The sequence below is a fragment of the Streptomyces beijiangensis genome (assembly GCF_017315755.1).
In the GTDB taxonomy this organism is placed as follows: Bacteria; Actinomycetota; Actinomycetes; order Streptomycetales; family Streptomycetaceae; genus Streptomyces; species Streptomyces beijiangensis.
This window is the reverse complement of record NZ_JAFLRJ010000261.1, coordinates 1-16,829: the sequence shown is the minus strand read 5'-3', so window position 1 is coordinate 16,829 and position 16,829 is coordinate 1. Positions and strand designations below refer to the sequence as shown.

Below are 16,829 nucleotides of genomic sequence, written 5' to 3'. Positions count from 1 at the left end.
CTCTCCACCCCCGCCCTGGCCCACGGTTTCGACCCCGAGCCCGGCGCACCCGGCGTCGGCGACCCGCTCTACCCGACTCTCGGCAACGGCGGCTACCAGGTCACCCACTACGACCTGACCTTCGACTTCACCCCTGTCACCTACGACTTCACCGGCACCGTGAAGATGTCGGCCAAGGCGACACAGGACCTCAGCAGCTTCAACCTCGACCTCGACGGGCCGACGGTCGACAAGATCACCGTCGACGGCAGAGCGGCGGACTTCGGCATCACCCAGACCGGAACCACCGGCTACGAGGTGACCGTCACCCCCGCCCGGCGGCTGCGCCAGGGCGACGCGTTCGCCGTCGTCGCCGACTTCCACGGCAACGGCAAAGCCCCCCTGGTCAGCGTCACCGGCTGGCGGTTCGGTGCGGACGGCGGTTTCGCGTCGGCCACCCAGTCCTCGCGCTGCGACACGTTCTTCCCCTGCAACGACACCCCCTCCGACAAGGCGACGTGGACCTTCCACATCAGCGCCCCCGAGGGTTATGTCGCCACCGCCAACGGCAAGTTGACCGGGAAGGACAAGCGCGCCGACGGCTCCACCGTCTGGCACTTCGCCCTGCGCGAGCGCATGCCCACCGAGCTCCTCGGCATCGCAGTGGTCAAGGGCACCTACCTCTACGGCACCAGCCACACCGGCCTCCCGCTGCGGCACGTCGTCCCGCAGGGCGCGGAGGACACGTACGCGCCGATCGTCGCCCGCACCGCGGACCATCTCGCCTGGCTGGAGGCGAAGTTCGGAAAGTACCCCTTCTCGGTCTACGGCATCCACATCTACGGGGGCTATACGGACGCTCTGGAGAACCAGACGCTCACCCTCATGGGCACCAACTGGTTCAAGCTCAACGCGGACGGCAATCCGACGTACGAGAACACCATGGTCCACGAGCTCACCCACCAGTGGTTCGGCGACTCCGTCACGCCCAACGACTGGCAGCAGGCCTGGCTCAACGAGGGCCCCGCCACCTATTACGCCGCCGTGTACAGCCAGGAGCGCGGCTGGTCCGTCGTCGAGGACAAGATGAAGGCGACGTACGAGAAACTCGACGCGGTCCGCGCCACCGACGGCCCGCCCGGACGGCCCAAGGCCCTGGGCGGCACCAACATCTACGACGGCGGCGCCCTCGTCCTCTACGCCCTCAACCTCCAGGCAGGACAACGGCAGTTCGACCGCATCATGCGCGAGTGGGTGAAGCGCCACAAGGACTCCACCTACACCAGCGAGCTCTTCATCCAGCACACCGTCGAGGTCACCGGCGACCGCACGCTCGACCCCTTCCTCCGCGACTGGCTCTTCGGCGCCGTCAACCCGCCCATGCCCGGCCACCCCGACTGGAAGGCAGCCGCATGAACCGCCGCCTCGCCACCGCGCTCACCGCTGCCGCCGCCCTGCTGGCCACGGCACCGGTGGCCCAGGCCGCCGACTCCCCGGTCCTGCAGGCCTCCCCGCACGGCACCGGCACGGCCTGCACCCACAGCCGGCCCTGCTCGCTGGACGCCGCACGAGACAAGGCGCAGACCCTCCACGGCGGCGTACGGATCGAGCTCGCCGGCGGTACGTACACGCGCACCGAAGCCCTGAAGCTGACCTCCGCCGACTCCGGCACCACCTGGGCCGCCGCACCCGGCGCCCGCCCGGTCCTCTCCGGCGGTGTGACGCTCACGGGCTGGACCGAGGCGGCCGACGGCACCTGGAGTGCCCGCGCCCCCGAAGGCGTCACCCCGCGTCAGCTCTTCATCGACGGACAGCGCGCCACCCCGGCCCGTGGCGGCGCCTGCGCCGCCACGGTCTGCGACGCGACCAAGACCGGCATGACCGGAGCCAAGGCCACCGGCATCGCGGACTGGAAGCGCCCCACCGACGCCGAAGCCGTCATCAAGGTCCGCTGGCGCAACTACCACTGCCGTATCACCGAGGTCACCGGCGACATCATGACCTTCGCCCAGCCCTGCTGGACCAACTCCTCCGGCGGCACCGACCGGACAGGCCCCGCCTGGGACACCACCACCGTGGACTCCTCGCGCTACTCGGGCGTCGCCTTCTTCGAGAACGCACCCGAACTCCTCGACCAGTCGGGCGAGTTCACCTACGACTCGGCCGCGCGCACAGTCACCTACCTTCCGCGCAAGGGCGAGAACATGCGCCGCGCGGCAGCCGTCACGCCCTCCACCGAGCAGCTGCTCACCATCGACGGCGCCCACGACGTCACCGTCCGTGGCATCGGCTTCGTGTACGCCGCCTACCGCCAGCCGGGCACCGACGAGGGCTACGCCGGGATGCAGTCCGGCCTCACCCTCACCGGCGCCACCGGGCCCGTCGACCACGCGGGCCGCTACTACACCAAGCCGTCCGCCGCGCTCACCGTGCGCGGCGGCCGTGACGTCGCCGTCGACCGGGCGTCGTTCACCCACCTCGGTGGGGCGGGGGTGATCCTCGAAGCCGGCACCCAGGAGTCGGGGATCACCCGCTCGTCCTTCACCGACCTCTCGTCCGGGGCCGCGTACATCGGTGACACCGAACCGAACCCGGCGCCCGAACTCGCGGGCGTGGACAACACGTTCGCGTACAACACGATCCTGCGCACGGGCGTCGAGTACACCGACGCGGTCGGCATCTGGGCGGGCTACGAAGCCGGTCTGACCCTCGACCGCAACAGCCTCGACCAGCTCCCGTACGCCGGGATCTCCGTCGGCTGGGGCTGGAATCAGCCCGAGGCGCAGAAGTCCGTGCTGCGCGACAACAAGATCACCAACAACCGGATCACCAACGTCATGCAGGTCAAGGACGCCCAGCACGACGGTGGCGCGATCTACACCCAGGGTGCCCAGCCCGGCACGGTGATCTCCGGCAACTACATCAACCGCAGCGCGTACGAGAACACCGAGCGCGACGGCAACGGCGTCTACCTCGACGAGCAGTCCTCCCACATCCTCGTAGAGAACAACGTGATCACCCGCACCGGCGGCAAGTGGGTCTCCAACTGGGCGGATTACGGCATCCAGAACACCGCCCGAGCCAACTGGGCCGAGACCGTGGTCCCGCCGCTGTCCGGCACAGGATCCCAATTGCTCGACAACCACGAGGGCCTCGACCGCCTCCCCGCCGAGGCGCTGAAGGTCGCCTCGTCGGCCGGCCCGCACGGTGGCCGGGTCGAGCAGCTGCGCCGCGATCTCGCCCGTACGGGAACAGCCACCCAGTCCTCCACGGACGGAACGAACACCGCGGACCTCGCCCTCGACGGGAACATCACCAACACCGCCACCAAGACGCTCTCGGAGCCCGGCGCCTGGTGGCAGGTCGACCTCGGAAGCGTCCGGCACATCGGCCAGACCGAGATCTGGAACGCGTCGGGGATGCCGACGGCCGACTTCGACGTGCAGTTCGCCGACACCGCCGACTTCACGGACGCCACCACGGTCCACATCACCGGCAAGGCGCAGGGGCCGAGCCTGCTGAACACCGACACGCATGGCCGGTTCGTACGGATCAAGCTCACTGGGACGGGTCGCGTGGCTCTGGCTCAGGTGAACGTCCACCCGTAGAGTCCACAAGATCAGCGCCACCCGTAACACCCGTACAAGCGAAGGAAGATCATGTCCGACCTCCGTATCGGCGTCCTCGGTTACGGCCTACGCGGCAGCCTCGCGCGCACGGCCCACCGCCCCGGGGCGGGCTCCCGCATCAGCGTGCTCGCGGACCTCGACGCCACAGCCCGTACGGAGGCGGCCATGGCCTTCCCCGGCGCCCTCATATCCACCGACCACCGCAAGGTCGTCGAGGATCCGGACGTCGACGCGGTCCTCGTCCTCACCCCCGATCACACCCACGCCGACCTCGCCTGCGAGGCCTTGCGCGCGGGCAAGCCGGTCTTCGTCGAGAAGCCCCTGGACATCACGGTCGAGCGCTGCGACGAGATCCTGCGCACCGCGTACGAGACCGGCACCCGCCTCTACATCGGCCACAACATGCGCCATATGCCGGTGGTCCGCCTGATGCGCGACCTCATCTCCAAGGGCACCATCGGCGAGGTGAAGACCGTGTGGGTGCGGCACTTCGTCGGCTACGGCGGCGACTGGTACTTCAAGGACTGGCACGCCGAGCGCCGCCACACCACCGGCCTGCTCCTCCAGAAGGGCGCGCATGACATCGATGTCCTGCACTGGCTCGCCGGCGGCTACGCGCGCGACGTGCAGGCCATGGGCGACCTGATGGTCTACGGCGACAACCCGCACCGCCGCGAGCCCGGCGAGCCCAAGGCAGCCGACTGGTACACCAAGGACGGCCACTGGCCGCCGCACACGCAGCGCGATCTCAACCCGGTCATCGACGTCGAGGACGTCTCGCTCCTCAACATGCGCCTGGACAACGGGGTGTTGGCCTCGTACCAGCAGTGCCACTTCACCCCCGACTACTGGCGCAACTACACCGTCATCGGTGACGCGGGCCGCCTGGAGAACTTCGGCGACGGCCCCGGCGGCCACGTCAAGGTCTGGAACACTCACCGCTCGGTCCACCGTGAGGCCGACGAGATCCACCCCGTACCCGAGGCCCAGGACAACGCGGGCCACGGCGGCGCGGACCCGCTCCTGATGGACGAGTTCGTACGCTTCGCACGGGAGGGCGGCCCCACCGAGACCTCACCGGTCGCGGCCCGGATGGCCGTGGCGGCAGGCGTACTGGCGACCGAGTCGCTCCGCGACGGCGGGACCCCCCGCCAGGTCCAGCCCCTCGATCCGGAGCTGATCGCCTACTTCGAGCGAGGACAGGTGCACGCGTCCTGACCTGCCCCGCCGGGCGTCAACCCATCCGGGGTGGCGCCGGCGGGAGGGCCGGTCACCCGGCCGGCCGCAGGAACGCGCCGATCCGCGCACGCAGTGACACCGGGTCCAGGCCCTGGGCCGCGAGGTGCTCCTCGATCTGTCCGTATCGCCGCAGCTCGGCCCGTCCGATACCGAGCCCGAGTACCCGGTGCGGGACATCGTTCAGGGCGTCGTTCGCCGCGGCGGTCGACGTCCCGGCGAGATACGGCTCGACGATCACCACGTCGGCCCGGTCGGGGGAGCCCGCCGCCCACCGCAGCGCCGCGTCGTCGAAGGGCCGCACGGTCGTCGCGTACAGGACGGTCACGTCCATGTCCTCGGTGGCGGCGAGCACCGCGTCGAGCATCGGCCCGACGGCCACGACCACACCCCCGTGCCCCTCGCGCAGGGTGAGGAATCCGGCTCCGGTCACGGGCCGCGCCTGCTGGTTGCTCGGCAGGGACAGCCGTACGTAGACCAGGTCGTCCCCCTGCACCGCGCGGCGCAGCAGGGTCTCGGCCTCGTCGGGGTGGCCCGGCACATGCACGGTCCACCCGTCGAGGGTGTCGAGGAGTGCCACATCGCCCGGCGCCATATGGGTGAAGCCCCCGGCAGGCCAGTCGTACGAGCCCCCGGCACTCACCAGCACCCCGCCCACACCCTGATGCCCGAGATCCAGCTTGACCTGCTCGAACGGCCGCTCCACCAGGAAGCTGGCGAAGGTGTGCATGACCGGCCGCATCCCGGCGAGCGCGAGCCCGCCGCCGGCGCCCACCAGCAGCTGCTCCCGGATTCCTACGTTGATCACGCGGTCCGGGTGCTTCTGGGCGGTCTCCTTGAAGCCGTCGCTGCTGATGTCGGCCAGTACGACGGCGAGCCGGGGGTCCTCGTCCAGCAGCCTCGAAGCGGTCGAGATGAAACGCTCACGCATGGTGTCCATGACAGTGATTCCCTCTCTCGGTGTCTCAGGCGTTCTTGGGTTCGACGCGGGCGACGACGACGTGCGGACGGCCCGGGTGCGGTGCGGTGTACGCCTCGTACAGCGCGTCGTGATCGCGTCCGTCGACGGTCCGCACGGACCAGCCGCCCGCCTCGAACCGCGCGGCGATCCCGCCGGCGTGCCCGTACCTTGCAGAGGCGTTGTCGATGACCACGGTGTGCAGCTGCTCCAGTCCGGCGGGCCCGGCGTACGCGATCGCCTCGTGCACCGAGCCCTCGTCCATCTCCGCGTCCCCGATCAGCACCCACACCCGCGCATCGGTCAGGCCCTGTGCGCGCAGCCCCAGCGCAGTCCCCACCCCGATCGGCAGCCCGTGCCCCAGCGACCCGCTCCCGATCTCGGCTCCCGGCACGAGCAGCCGGTCCGGATGGTGGCCGAGCGGGGAGTCGTACGCCCCGAACCCCGGCAGCAGCGCCTCGTCGATGAACCCCTTCGCGGCGAGCACCGCGTAGTACGCCATGGGCCCGTGCCCCTTGGAGAGCAGGAACCGGTCCCGTCCCGGCGCGTCGACCGTCTTTGGTGTGACGCGCAGCACGCGGTCGTAGAGCACCCAGATCGCATCGAGCGTCGAGGTCGCCGCGGGTCCGTGTTTCTCGTCGCCCGTCATCAGGGCCATCAGCCTGTACAGGTCCTTTGTCATGCAGACGACAGTGCTACCTCAAGTGGACTTGAGGTCAAGCGGGAAAGGGGTTCGTGACCACGGTCCGAAGTGCGGTATCGTTCTCATGCGCGTTCGGCCACGGGGGAAACCCCAGGTCACACGGGCATCGGGACGTGGCGCAGCTTGGTAGCGCACTTGACTGGGGGTCAAGGGGTCGCAGGTTCAAATCCTGTCGTCCCGACTCGAAAGAGTCGCAGTTCAGGGGCCGTATCGGAATCTTCCGATACGGCCCCTGAACTCGTTTCCGGCCCTGGCTGCCGCATGAAGGCAACAGAACCGGACAACATGGCGCGGCCGGGAGAAGAGAAGCAACAATTATTGACGCAACCGACCAGTGGGCGTAACTTCCGTGCCACTCGTCGCAGCGTGAACTGCGCTGTCACGCAGATCAGTTGGAGCTCCCTTCCCCCTGCAAGGAGCACGCCATGCGCAGAACGAGATCTGCTGATGTGAGAGACGGCCAAGCCGTCGTGCGATCACTCGTCCCCCGATACCGCCGGGCCCTGCTCGCTGTCGCGGCCGCCGTCGGGCTCTTCGTCAGTGCCCTGATCGCCCTTCCCGGCACGGCCCAGGCCGCCGGTTCCCTGCCGTGCGACATCTACGGTTCCGCCGGCACTCCCTGTGTCGCCGCGCACAGCACCGTGCGCGCGCTCATCTCCTCGTACAGCGGTCCGCTGTACCAGGTCACCCGTGCCTCGGACGGCGCCACCGCAGACATCGGACTCCTCTCCCCGGGCGGCTATGCGAACGCCGCGCAACAGGACACCTTCTGCGGAGAGAGCACGTGCCGGATCACGAAGGTCTATGACCAGACCTCGCGCCACAACAACCTCACACCGGGCCCGGCGGGCACTGCCGGCATGGGCGCCGACCGAGGGGCGGATGCGGCCGAGCTCTCCGTCACGGCCGGCGGTCACAAGGTGTACGGCATCTGGATCTCTCCGGGCGTTGGCTACCGGTCCACGGGAGCGGCATCCGGCGTCGCCGTGAACGGGCAGGCCGAGGGCGCCTACATGGTGGCCAGCGGGACCCACGTCGGATCGGCCTGCTGCTTCGACTACGGCAACGCGGAGAGCACACCGGCCGATACGGGAAACGGTCACATGGACGCGGTGTCCATCGCCACCACGTGCTACTTCGCACCGTGCACCGGTTCGGGCCCCTGGATCGAAGCCGACCTGGAGAACGGCATGTTCCAGGGCGACAACGGCTCCAACACGGCGAACACCGGTAACAAGAGCGCGTTCGTCACGGCCGTCCTCAAGAACAACGGGCAGACCACCTACGCGCTGAAGGGCGGCAACTCGCAGAGCGGCGCCCTGACGACCTGGTGGAACGGTTCGCTGCCGACACGCGGCGGCTACAAGCCGATGCACCAGGAGGGCGGCATCATCCTGGGCACCGGCGGAGACAACAGCAACTGGAACATGGGGACGTTCTTCGAGGGCGTGATGACCTCCGGCTATCCGACCGACGCCGCCGAGAACGCGGTGCAGGCGAACATCGTGTCGGTCGGCTACTCGGGCCAGACCAACGTTCCCAATGGTCCGCAGGGGACCATCACAGGGCCGGGCGGGCAGTGCGTCGACGTCGCCGCCGACGACACGGGTGTGAACGGGTCGGCCGTCCAGCTGTGGAACTGCCAGTCCTACGCCGAGGACCAGTACTGGCGGCACCACACCAACGCCTCGCTGAGCACCATCAGTCGCTGCCTGGACATCATCGGGAACGGGACGGCCAACGGCGCCAAGGTCGAGCTGTGGGACTGCAACGGCGTCGGCGGCCAGGTCTGGAATCAGCAGGCCGACGGTTCGCTGCGCAATCCGCAGTCCGGCCGCTGCCTGGACTCTCCGAGCGGAGCGACTGCCAACGGGACCCGCCTGCAGATCTGGGACTGCAACGGCTCCGCCGCCCAGAAGTTCACGCTGCACTGAGGTCCTGAGGTCCTGAGGGGCCGACGGCGACCGGGGTCCGGGAACATCGTTCCCGGGCCCCGGCCCATGCGCTCATGATCACCCTGTGGGTGTGAGGGCGGCGATCCGGCCTCTCAGCGCGGTGGAGAAATCGTCGGTGACCTGTTCCAGCGCCGCCGCGGCAGCGGGGGCGATGGTGGGTGTGCCGTCGGTTCCGATGGTGATGTCCTTGTCGAGGGTGAACCAGCCGGGCACGATGTGTGCCGCCCCCATGGAACTCAGTACCGGACGCAGCGCGTAGTCGATGGCCAGAACGTGGGCCGTGCTGCCGCCGGTGGCCAGGGGGAGCACGGTCTTGCCCGCGAGTGCGTACTGCGGGAGCAGGTCGAGGAGCGACTTCAGCAGGCCCGAGTAGGCGGCCTTGTATACGGGGGTTCCGATCACCACCCCGTCCGCCTGCGCGAACAGGGCTGCGGCACCGACGATCGCCGGATGCTGGAAGTCGGCGCCGAGCAGCGCGTGGGCGGGAAGGGTGCGCACCTCCAGCGAGGTCACCTCGTGGCCCTGGAGGCGGAGCCGGTCGTCCAGGTGGCGCAGAAGCCGGGTGGTGCGGGAGGTGGGGGAGGGGCTGCCGGAGACGGACAGGATCACGGCCATGAAGGAACCTTCCTGGGGTGGGGTTCGGGCGTACCGAGTGAGGGGGATCGCTTCGGTCGACGGGTGCTCACCAGGCGCTCGACTGCACCGATATCAACGGCCGCAGCTCGTTGCGCAGCGTTTCGAGGAAGGTGACGACCTCGGCTGACACCGAGCGGTGCTGGAGATCGTTGAGGACGTCGTGATGAGCGCTGTGAACGATCGAGAGGCGGGCGGCGGGCAGTGATTTCGCTGTACGTGTGAGTGCCTCGTGGTCGGCGAGGGGATCGGCGTCGCCGACGAGGAACAGGGTGGGGACGGCGGTCTCGCTGTCGTAGGCCGCGGTGAGTACGGCGCCTGGCACCGCGTCGTCGAGTGAGCCGCGCCGCACCTGGGGGTCCTGGGTGAGCGTGCTCCGGTGGGTGGGGCAGGAGGTGCGGACGTCGAGCTCAAGGTCCCAGGTGCCGACCGTGTCGGCGGTCTCGCCTGGAAGGCCCGCGAGGACTACGGCGTCCGGCTGCCAGTCGGCCGGTGGATCCGTCCGGCCGAGGAGCGCGGCGATCGCCGCGGCACCCGAGTCGGCTCCGACGAGGACGACGGGTCGGACCAGACCGTCATCGGGTGCGGTGCCCTCGACGGCATCGGCGAGTCGGGCGGCGAAGGCGGAGAGGGAAGCGGTGAGGTCATCGGCGTCGAGAGCCGGGGTGTCTATCACCCGGACGCGATAGGCGTCGGCGGCGAGCCGCTTTCCCAAACGTGCGTAGGTCGCCCGGGTCTCACCGCGGCCGGGCACCACGAGGATCGTGCCGCGTGTGCGGAGGCCCTCGGGGCCGTGGTGGTCGCTGTATTCGGTCATCTCATACTCCTGCTCTGGTGGACACGGCCGTCAGTCGTTCACGAGCTGGGGCTCGCGGGTGTGGCGGTTGTCCGGGACGGGCAGGCCGAGGTTGCCGCGCAGGGTGTCGGCCGCGTACTCGGTGCGGAAGAGCCCGCGCTTCTGCAGGATCGGGACGACGCCGTCGACGAAGAGGTTCAGTTCACCGGTGGTACGGAAAGCGAGGTTGATGCCGTCGAAGGTGCCGGCGTCGAACCACTGCTCGATGGTGTCGGCGACCGTCCCCGGCGATCCGACGAACGGCGACTGGCGGAACGAGTTGACGGACTCCGCGATTTGACGAAGCGTCAGGTTCTCGGTCCTGGCCCGCTCGAGGAGCTTCGCGGCACCCGTGCGGCCGCCCTTCTCGGCGAGGTGCGCGACGTCCGGGAACGGCGCGTCCAGGTCGTGCACGCTGAAGTCGTACGCGCCGAAGGAACGGCCGAGCAGGGCGAGGTTACGGTCGAAGTCGTTGTCCTCCTCGAAGATCTCCCGCTCACGGCGACGGGCGGCCTCGTCGGTGGCTGCGACGACCGGGCTTCCGTGGATGAAGATCTTGATGTGGTCGGGGTCGCGGCCGTACGAAGCGGTGCGCTTCTTGATGTCGGCGTAGTACTCCTGCGCCTGCTGGAGCGTGCCGCCCGGCGCGTAGATTCCCTCGGCGACCTGTGCGGCCAGGTCGCGGCCCTCCTCGGACACCCCGGCCTGGAAGATCACCGGCTGGCCCTGCGGGGAGCGGGAGAGGTTGAGCGGCCCTGCCACCTTGAAGTGCTCGCCCTCATGGCGGAGTTCGTGCAGCTTGGACGGGTCGAGGAAGACGTTGCGCGACACGTCGGCGGGGAAGGCGTCGTCCTCGTAGGAGTCCCAGAGACCACGGGCGACCTGGACGAATTCCAGGGCACGGCCGTAGCGGGTGGCGTAGTCGAGGTGCTCGTCGAGCCCGAAGTTCCTGGAGGTCCCGGTGTCGAAGCTGGTCACGACGTTCCAGCCGGCACGGCCGCCGCTGATGTGGTCGAGCGAGGCGAACCGGCGGGCGAGGTTGAACGGCGAGTTGTACGTGGAACTCGCCGTGCCGACCAGGCCGATGTGCCGGGTGTGGGTGGCGACCGCCGAGAGCAGGGTGAGCGGCTCCAGACGGTTGAGGTAGTGCGCCGGGTAGGTGGAGTTGATGAACTGGCTGTCGACCACGAACAGCGCGTCGAAGAGGGCGTGTTCGGCTGCCTGGGCCTGCTGGATGTAGTAGTTGATGTCGATGCTGGCGTTCTTCGCGACGCTCGGATCCTTCCACAGGCCGTGCTGGCCGGGGCCGCCGACGCCGTAGGGGTGGAGCGCGAGATGGATCGTGCGAGACATGGTTTGTGTTCCCGTCTGTTGTGGGTTCAGGCGTGCAGCAGGGCGCGCAGCGCTTCGCGTTCGGCCCGTTCGGCCGGTGCGCTGTGCAAGGTGGGCGCGGAACTGACGAGCAGGCGCGTGTACGGGTGCCGGGGCCGGCTGATGACGTCACGGGCGGCGCCGGCCTCGACCAGCTCGCCCTGGTACAGCACGGCGATACGGTCGGCGACCCCGGCGACGGACCCCAGGTCGTGGGAGATGAAGACGAGGGCCACTCCGTCACCGCGGAGTTCCTTGAGGATCTGCAGGATCTGGACGCGGTTGGCGGAGTCCAGGGCGCTGACCGGTTCGTCGAGGATGATCAGACGTGGTTCGGTGACCAGCGCCCTGGCCACCGCCACGCGCTGGCGCTGACCGCCCGAGAGCTCAGCGGGCGACCGGTCGAGCAGGTCCTCGGAGAGCCGGACACGGGAGAGGAACGAGCGCACCCGTACCGCCGCCTCGCCGCGGGACATGCCCTGGATCAGCAGCGGTTCGGCCAGGGAGGCCTCGATCGTGAGGTCCGGATCGAGGCTGCGCAGCGGGTCCTGGAACACGTACTGGATCACACCGCGCCGACGCAGGGTGCGCCACTGGCGGTGTCCGTACGAGCTGACGTCCTCGCCGTCGACGACGATCGAGCCCGCCGAGACCGGCACCAGGCCGAGCGCGGCCCGCGCGAGCGTGGACTTGCCCGAGCCCGTCTCGCCGATGATGCCGACGGTCTCGCCCGGCGCGACGCTCAGCGAGACCTCGTGCAGGGCGCGGCGGCGGCGCCGGCGGAGCCCGTAGTGCACATCGAGGTCCTTCACCTCAAGGACCGGGCGGGTGCTCATGCGTCCTCCTTGGTGGCGAGGAACTTCTCCAGGCCGTACTGCTCGTGCTCGGCGATCAGCAGCCGCGTGTACGCGTGCCGCGGGTGGTGGAGCACCTCCCGGGTCGGGCCCTGCTCGACCACTTCGCCCTCCCGCATGACCAGGACCTCGTCGCACAACTGGGCGACGACGGCCAGGTCGTGGGAGACCACGACGAGGGCAAGGCCGGTCCGTTCGCGCAGGTCGGCCAGCAGGTCGAGGATCTCGGCCTGCACGGTGACGTCGAGCGCGGTCGTCGCCTCGTCGGCGATGAGGATCCGCGGGTCGGCGGCTATCGCCGCCGCGATGAGGACGCGTTGGAGCATGCCGCCGGAGAGTTCGTAGGTGTACTGGCTGCAGACGAGCTCCGCGTCCCGCAGATGCACGGCCCTCAGCAGCTCGATCGCCCGCCGGTGTGCCTCGCGCCGCTTGAGCCCCTTCTTGACCCGGATGACCTCGGCGATCTGCGCGCCCACCCGGATCGAGGGGTTGAGGTAGGACGCAGGGTCCTGGAAGACCGCGCTGATCGTGGCGCCCCGCAGAGCAGTCCACTGCGCGGGCGTCAGATCCGCGATGTCGCTGCCGTCGATCGCGACCGAACCGCCGGAGATCTCGAAGTGGGCGGGCAGGATGCCCAGTGCGGCACGGCAGGTGAGGGTCTTTCCGCTGCCGGACTCGCCGACGATGCCGACGGCCTTGCCGGGGGTGAGCGTGAAGCTCACGCCATGGACGAGCTCACGGCCGCCGGCCTGGTCCTTGATGCGTACATCGCGCAGGGACAGCACCGGCGCCGGTCGACCGGCCGGGCCGCCGAGCCCGGGCTCGTCAATTTCCTCGATCGGGGTGAGTAGCTTCTCGGACAGTGGCGGCATCACGCACCTCCAGCGGGAGTGGGAGCGGGGTCGGCCTCGGCCTCGGCGAGGCGGTTGGCGCGGGCTTTACGGTCGTTGACCAGAGCGCGGCCCGCATCGCCCGAGACGTCGCGGATCGCGTCGGCGAGCAGGTTGCAGGCCCAGACGGTGATCATGATCAGCAGGGCGGGAGCGAGCGGTGCCCACGGCTGGTGGCTGAGGTAGCCGAGGTCCGAGGCCAGCAGGCCGCCCCATGTGGGCGCGGGCGGCTGTACGCCGATCCCCAGGAAGGTCAGGCTCGAGACGATGACGAATCCGACACCGATGGTCTGCGCGAGCGCGACCGCGATGGGCGGAAGCACCTTGGCCCAGACATGGCGTCGTACGACCCAGCCGATGGAAGCGCCCGAGATGAGCGCGGCCTCCACGTACTGCGAGCGGGCCACCGAGAGCGTGGCGGCACGGGCCACGCGGTAGAACAGCGGGGAGACCAGCACCCCCGTGACCAGCATCGCCTGGGTGATGCCGTTGCCGAGCAGGGCGATGACGGCGACGGCGAACAGCAGGAAGGGCAGGGCGACCAGCGTGTCGGCCAGCCGGAGGGTGATCCATTCGAAGACCCGTCCGAGGTAGACCGACAGGATGCCGGGGACGGCGCCGACGCCCAGTGCCGTGAGTGCGACTTCGAGCGAGCCGAGCACGCTGATACGGGAGCCGTCGAGGAGGCGGCTGAGCACATCACGACCGAGGTAGTCTCCCCAGCCAGTGGGCTCCCGAGGTGGCGGCCAGCGTCGCGTCGCTGGTGGCGAGAGGGTCCTGCGGGGCGATCAGCGGTCCGAGAACGGCCAGCAGTGCGATCACGGCGAGGATGGACAGGGCGATCCGGCCGGACGTGAGGGCGAGCACGCGGCGCACCATGGGTCACACCCCCCTCTGCGATGCCGGCGTCACGCGTGCCAGCACCAGGTTGACGATCAGGTTGAAGGTGACGACCAGGACGATCGACACCACGAGGACGCCCTGCACCGCCGGTACGTCGCCGGCCTGGGCCGCGTCGTTGGCGAACCGGCCGAAGCCCTGCAGGCCGAAGATCCATTCGGTGACGACGGAGGCGCCGACCAGAGAGGGGACCTTCAGACCGAGCGTGGCGAGCGTCGGCCCGAGCCCGTTGCGCAGCACATGGCCGAAGAAGATCCGGCGCGGACTCAGGCCCCGTACCACCGCTCCCGTCACGTAGTTCTCGCTGTACGCCGCGATGAGGCTGGAGCGCAGCTGGCGGGCGATGTCGGCGATGACGTCGAAGCTCAGCGCCACGGCGGGGAGGGTGATGTGGGCGAGCCACGGGCCGAACCCCTGCTCCGCAGGCACGTAACCGGCGGAGGGGAACAGGTGCAGCCCCACCGCCAGGACCGAGACCAGCACGATGCCGACGACGAAGGCGGGCATCACCGAGATCACCGTGACAAAGCCCGTGACCGCGCGGTCGACCCAGGTGGTGCGCCGCACCGCCGCGAGCGTGCCGAGGGCGAAGCCCACCACCACGCCGATGATCAGCGCGAAGGTCGCCACCGACAGGCTCACGCCCAGGCCGAGACCGATGAGGGTGGAGATGTCGGCGCCGTTGGTCCAGCTGGTGCCGAGCTGCCCGTGCAGGACTCCGCTGAACCAGTCCCCGTACTGGACCAGGAAGGACCGGTCGAGGCCCCATTGGGCTTCAACTCTCGCGATGGCTTCGGGAGTTGCTTCCTCGCCCAGCTGGATCCGCGCCGGGCTGAGCCCGCTCAGGGACCGCAGTGCGAACGTCACGAACGTCGCGACCAGGAAGACGGGCACGAAGATCGCGATCGACCGGGCGAGGGTGACCAGGACGCGGCCCAGTGTGTGCCGTGTTCTGGCCGCTGCGCCCCCGCGACGGACGCCGGGCGTGGGTGGTGCCTCCACCGTCGTCATGGGTTGCCCCCTCTCTGTGGCTCTGTCATGGACGGAGTGTCAGTTGGCGCCGGCGATGGTCACGCCGGTCCAGTCGATGTGGGCCGGGTTCTTCGGCAGCCCGGAGATGGACTTGCTCTTGGCGATGAGATTGGGGGAGGAGTACGTGAAGACAAGTGCCTTGCCCTGCAGGCCGGCCCGGGTCGCCGCTTGCAGGACCTTCGCGTAGTCCGGCGAGTCCAGCGGTGTCTGGCGGACCTTGGCGATGGCCGCCTCGAAGCCGGCCGGCTCGTAGGGCGAGCCGAGGTTGAGCGGGCCGTTCGGGCCGAAGTGCGCGGTGAGGGTCTGCGCCGCGGAGTCACGCCCGGTGGTTCCGTAGAGCGAGAACGTCAGGTCCTTGGCGAAGAACGGGGTGGCCCAGTTCTTGTCGATCTTGATGGTGACGGTGATGCCGACCTTCGCCAACTGCGCCTGGACGATCTCCGCCTGGGGGTCTTCCGCCGGGATGACGAGATTGAGCTTGAGCGCGCCCGCTTGGTAGCCGGCCTCGGCGAGGAGCTTCTTCGACTTCGCCGGGTCGTAGGCGTAGGCGTTCTCCGACCGGGGGTCGTAGGCCACGTAACCCTTGGGGAAGGGCTGGTTGGTCGCCTGGCCGTAGCCGAAGGTCAGTTTGTCGACGAACTCCTTGCGGTTGACCGCATAGCGGACCGCGTCGACGACCTTGTCGTTGTTGAACGGCGCCTTGTTGACGTTGAGGCTGAGGTTGGAGGCGTTGAAGCCTGGCTGGACGAAGACGTCGAGGCCGGCCTTCTTGGCGGCGTCCGCCTGACTGGGCGCGATGTCGGCGAAGTTGTAGACCCCGGTCTGCAGGCCGGAGACGACCGTGGAGGCGTCGGGGGCCGAGGTCAGCTCGACGTTGTCGATGTGGATGTTCGCCGCGTCCCAGTAGCCCGGGTTCTTCTTGAGGACGGCCTTGGTGCCCGGCACGAGCTGCGTGACGATGAACGGTCCTGCGCCGACCGGGCTCCGGTCCAGCTTGTCCGGGGAGGCGGCCGCCTTGGGGCTGGCGATCTGCAGGACGCGCTCACCGAGCAGTTGGGGGATCTGGTAGTCGACCTGACTGAGCTTGATCACCGCGTCGAGACCCTGGGCGTCGACCGACTTGATCGAGGTGAGGTCCCCGAAGAGCGCGGAGTTCTTCTGCTTCTTGGCCCGCTCGATGGCGGCCTTCACGGCGGCGGCGTCGACCGTCGCACCGTCGCTGAACTTCAGGCCGGGGCGCAGATGGAACGTGATCTGGTCGCCCTTGGCGTTGTACTCCCAGCTCTTGGCCAGATCCGGGACGGCCTTGCCGTTCTCGTCGGTGCGGGTCAACGAGGCGTACACCAAGGAGAGTTCACGGAACTGTGCGCCACTGCCGCTGACCACCGGATCCCAGTGGGCGGGGAAGTACGAGGAGGTCCACTTCAGCCCGCCGCTGCCACTGGCTGATGCGGCGTCACCGCCGCAGGCGCTGACGGTGGGGGCGAGTACGGAGACGAGGGCGGTGCCCAGGGCCGCGGCACGCAGTCGGCCGGGTCGTCGGAAGGAGGGAAGGTTCAGTCTGGGGCGGCGGGGCGTGAGTCGTCCGGACATCTTTTTTCTCTCTTCGAAGGCTCCGACCCGTGTCAGGGCGGTGAGTCGGGAGCGCGAGCGGTCCGCCCCGGAGCCGGACGCGTGCTCATGCCGGGATGGACATGCCGGTGTGGGCTTCGGTGCACACGGGGGCATGCCGTACGGAGGCGTGAGGCGTCGGCGGATCGCGGGGACGACCGGGATACGTAAGGAAGGGGAGCGACGAGGCGCGACAGAGAGCGCTGGAGGTACGCCGCAGGTCCACGTAGCGGCACACCACAC

Annotated in this window: 13 protein-coding genes, 1 tRNA gene and 1 pseudogene; 5 read left to right on the top strand and 10 right to left on the bottom strand. The window is 69.3% G+C overall.

The genetic code is table 11. The annotated features are described in order from the left end of the window. The 3 genes from J0695_RS25705 to J0695_RS25695 form a co-directional block, all read left to right on the top strand. Positions 1 to 1,395 (top strand): M1 family metallopeptidase (locus J0695_RS25705; RefSeq protein ID WP_206965739.1); only part of this gene is annotated, 1,395 nt, incomplete at its 5' end. Beyond that, positions 1,392 to 3,587, top strand: a complete 2,196-nt coding sequence (locus tag J0695_RS25700; protein ID WP_206965737.1) for a galactose-binding domain-containing protein — start codon at positions 1,392 to 1,394, stop codon at positions 3,585 to 3,587. The genes J0695_RS25705 and J0695_RS25700, both read left to right, overlap by 4 nt. A 51-nt stretch (positions 3,588 to 3,638) precedes the next feature. After that, entirely contained in the window at positions 3,639 to 4,826 is a 1,188-nt protein-coding gene (locus J0695_RS25695) for a Gfo/Idh/MocA family protein (protein WP_206965735.1), read from the top strand. A 52-nt stretch (positions 4,827 to 4,878) separates the two neighbouring features. Here J0695_RS25695 and J0695_RS25690 read toward each other — a convergent pair whose 3' ends face one another. Both J0695_RS25690 and J0695_RS25685 read right to left on the bottom strand, forming a co-directional pair. After that, entirely contained in the window at positions 4,879 to 5,784 is a 906-nt protein-coding gene (locus J0695_RS25690; protein WP_206965733.1) for a transketolase family protein, read from the bottom strand. Positions 5,785 to 5,809: 25 nt separating this feature from the next. Next, entirely contained in the window at positions 5,810 to 6,484 is a 675-nt protein-coding gene (locus tag J0695_RS25685) for a thiamine pyrophosphate-binding protein (protein WP_206965731.1), read from the bottom strand. Between the two features lie 128 nt (positions 6,485 to 6,612). Between J0695_RS25685 and J0695_RS25680 the strand changes: the two genes are divergently transcribed. Together J0695_RS25680 and J0695_RS25675 are read left to right on the top strand one after the other, a co-directional pair. Beyond that, a tRNA-Pro gene (locus J0695_RS25680) sits at positions 6,613 to 6,686 on the top strand. A gap of 244 nt (positions 6,687 to 6,930) precedes the next feature. Beyond that, a complete protein-coding gene (locus tag J0695_RS25675; RefSeq protein ID WP_206965729.1) occupies positions 6,931 to 8,439 on the top strand; it encodes an arabinofuranosidase catalytic domain-containing protein in 1,509 nt (502 codons plus the stop codon). 78 nt (positions 8,440 to 8,517) lie between these two features. On the opposite strand, the gene ssuE is transcribed toward J0695_RS25675, so the two are convergent. The 8 genes and pseudogenes from ssuE to J0695_RS25635 form a co-directional block, all read right to left on the bottom strand. Further along, positions 8,518 to 9,075 (bottom strand): NADPH-dependent FMN reductase, encoded by a 558-nt coding sequence (ssuE, locus tag J0695_RS25670; RefSeq protein WP_206965727.1) that lies wholly within the window; start codon positions 9,073 to 9,075, stop codon positions 8,518 to 8,520. Between the two features lie 67 nt (positions 9,076 to 9,142). Continuing rightward, on the bottom strand, positions 9,143 to 9,910 hold the full coding sequence (locus J0695_RS25665; RefSeq protein ID WP_206965725.1) for an alpha/beta hydrolase: 768 nt from the start codon (positions 9,908 to 9,910) through the stop codon (positions 9,143 to 9,145). 30 nt (positions 9,911 to 9,940) lie between these two features. Then, entirely contained in the window at positions 9,941 to 11,281 is a 1,341-nt protein-coding gene (locus J0695_RS25660; protein ID WP_206965724.1) for an LLM class flavin-dependent oxidoreductase, read from the bottom strand. 26 nt (positions 11,282 to 11,307) lie between these two features. Beyond that, positions 11,308 to 12,135, bottom strand: a complete 828-nt coding sequence (locus tag J0695_RS25655; RefSeq protein ID WP_206965722.1) for an ABC transporter ATP-binding protein — start codon at positions 12,133 to 12,135, stop codon at positions 11,308 to 11,310. Then, positions 12,132 to 13,025 carry an ABC transporter ATP-binding protein gene (locus J0695_RS25650; RefSeq protein ID WP_206965720.1) on the bottom strand — a complete coding sequence of 298 codons (894 nt, stop codon included), beginning with the start codon at positions 13,023 to 13,025 and terminating at the stop codon, positions 12,132 to 12,134. The genes J0695_RS25655 and J0695_RS25650 overlap by 4 nt, the downstream gene beginning before the upstream one ends. Continuing rightward, positions 13,025 to 13,922: pseudogene (locus tag J0695_RS25645) on the bottom strand (ABC transporter permease). The gene J0695_RS25650 and the pseudogene J0695_RS25645 overlap by 1 nt, the downstream one beginning before the upstream one ends. Positions 13,923 to 13,925: 3 nt before the next feature. Next, a complete protein-coding gene (locus J0695_RS25640; RefSeq protein WP_206965718.1) occupies positions 13,926 to 14,954 on the bottom strand; it encodes an ABC transporter permease in 1,029 nt (342 codons plus the stop codon). A 39-nt stretch (positions 14,955 to 14,993) separates the two neighbouring features. Continuing rightward, the gene (locus J0695_RS25635) at positions 14,994 to 16,568 is read right to left on the bottom strand and encodes an ABC transporter substrate-binding protein (protein WP_206965716.1); all 1,575 of its coding nucleotides are present in this window, start codon (positions 16,566 to 16,568) and stop codon (positions 14,994 to 14,996) included. Positions 16,569 to 16,829 lie beyond the last annotated feature (261 nt).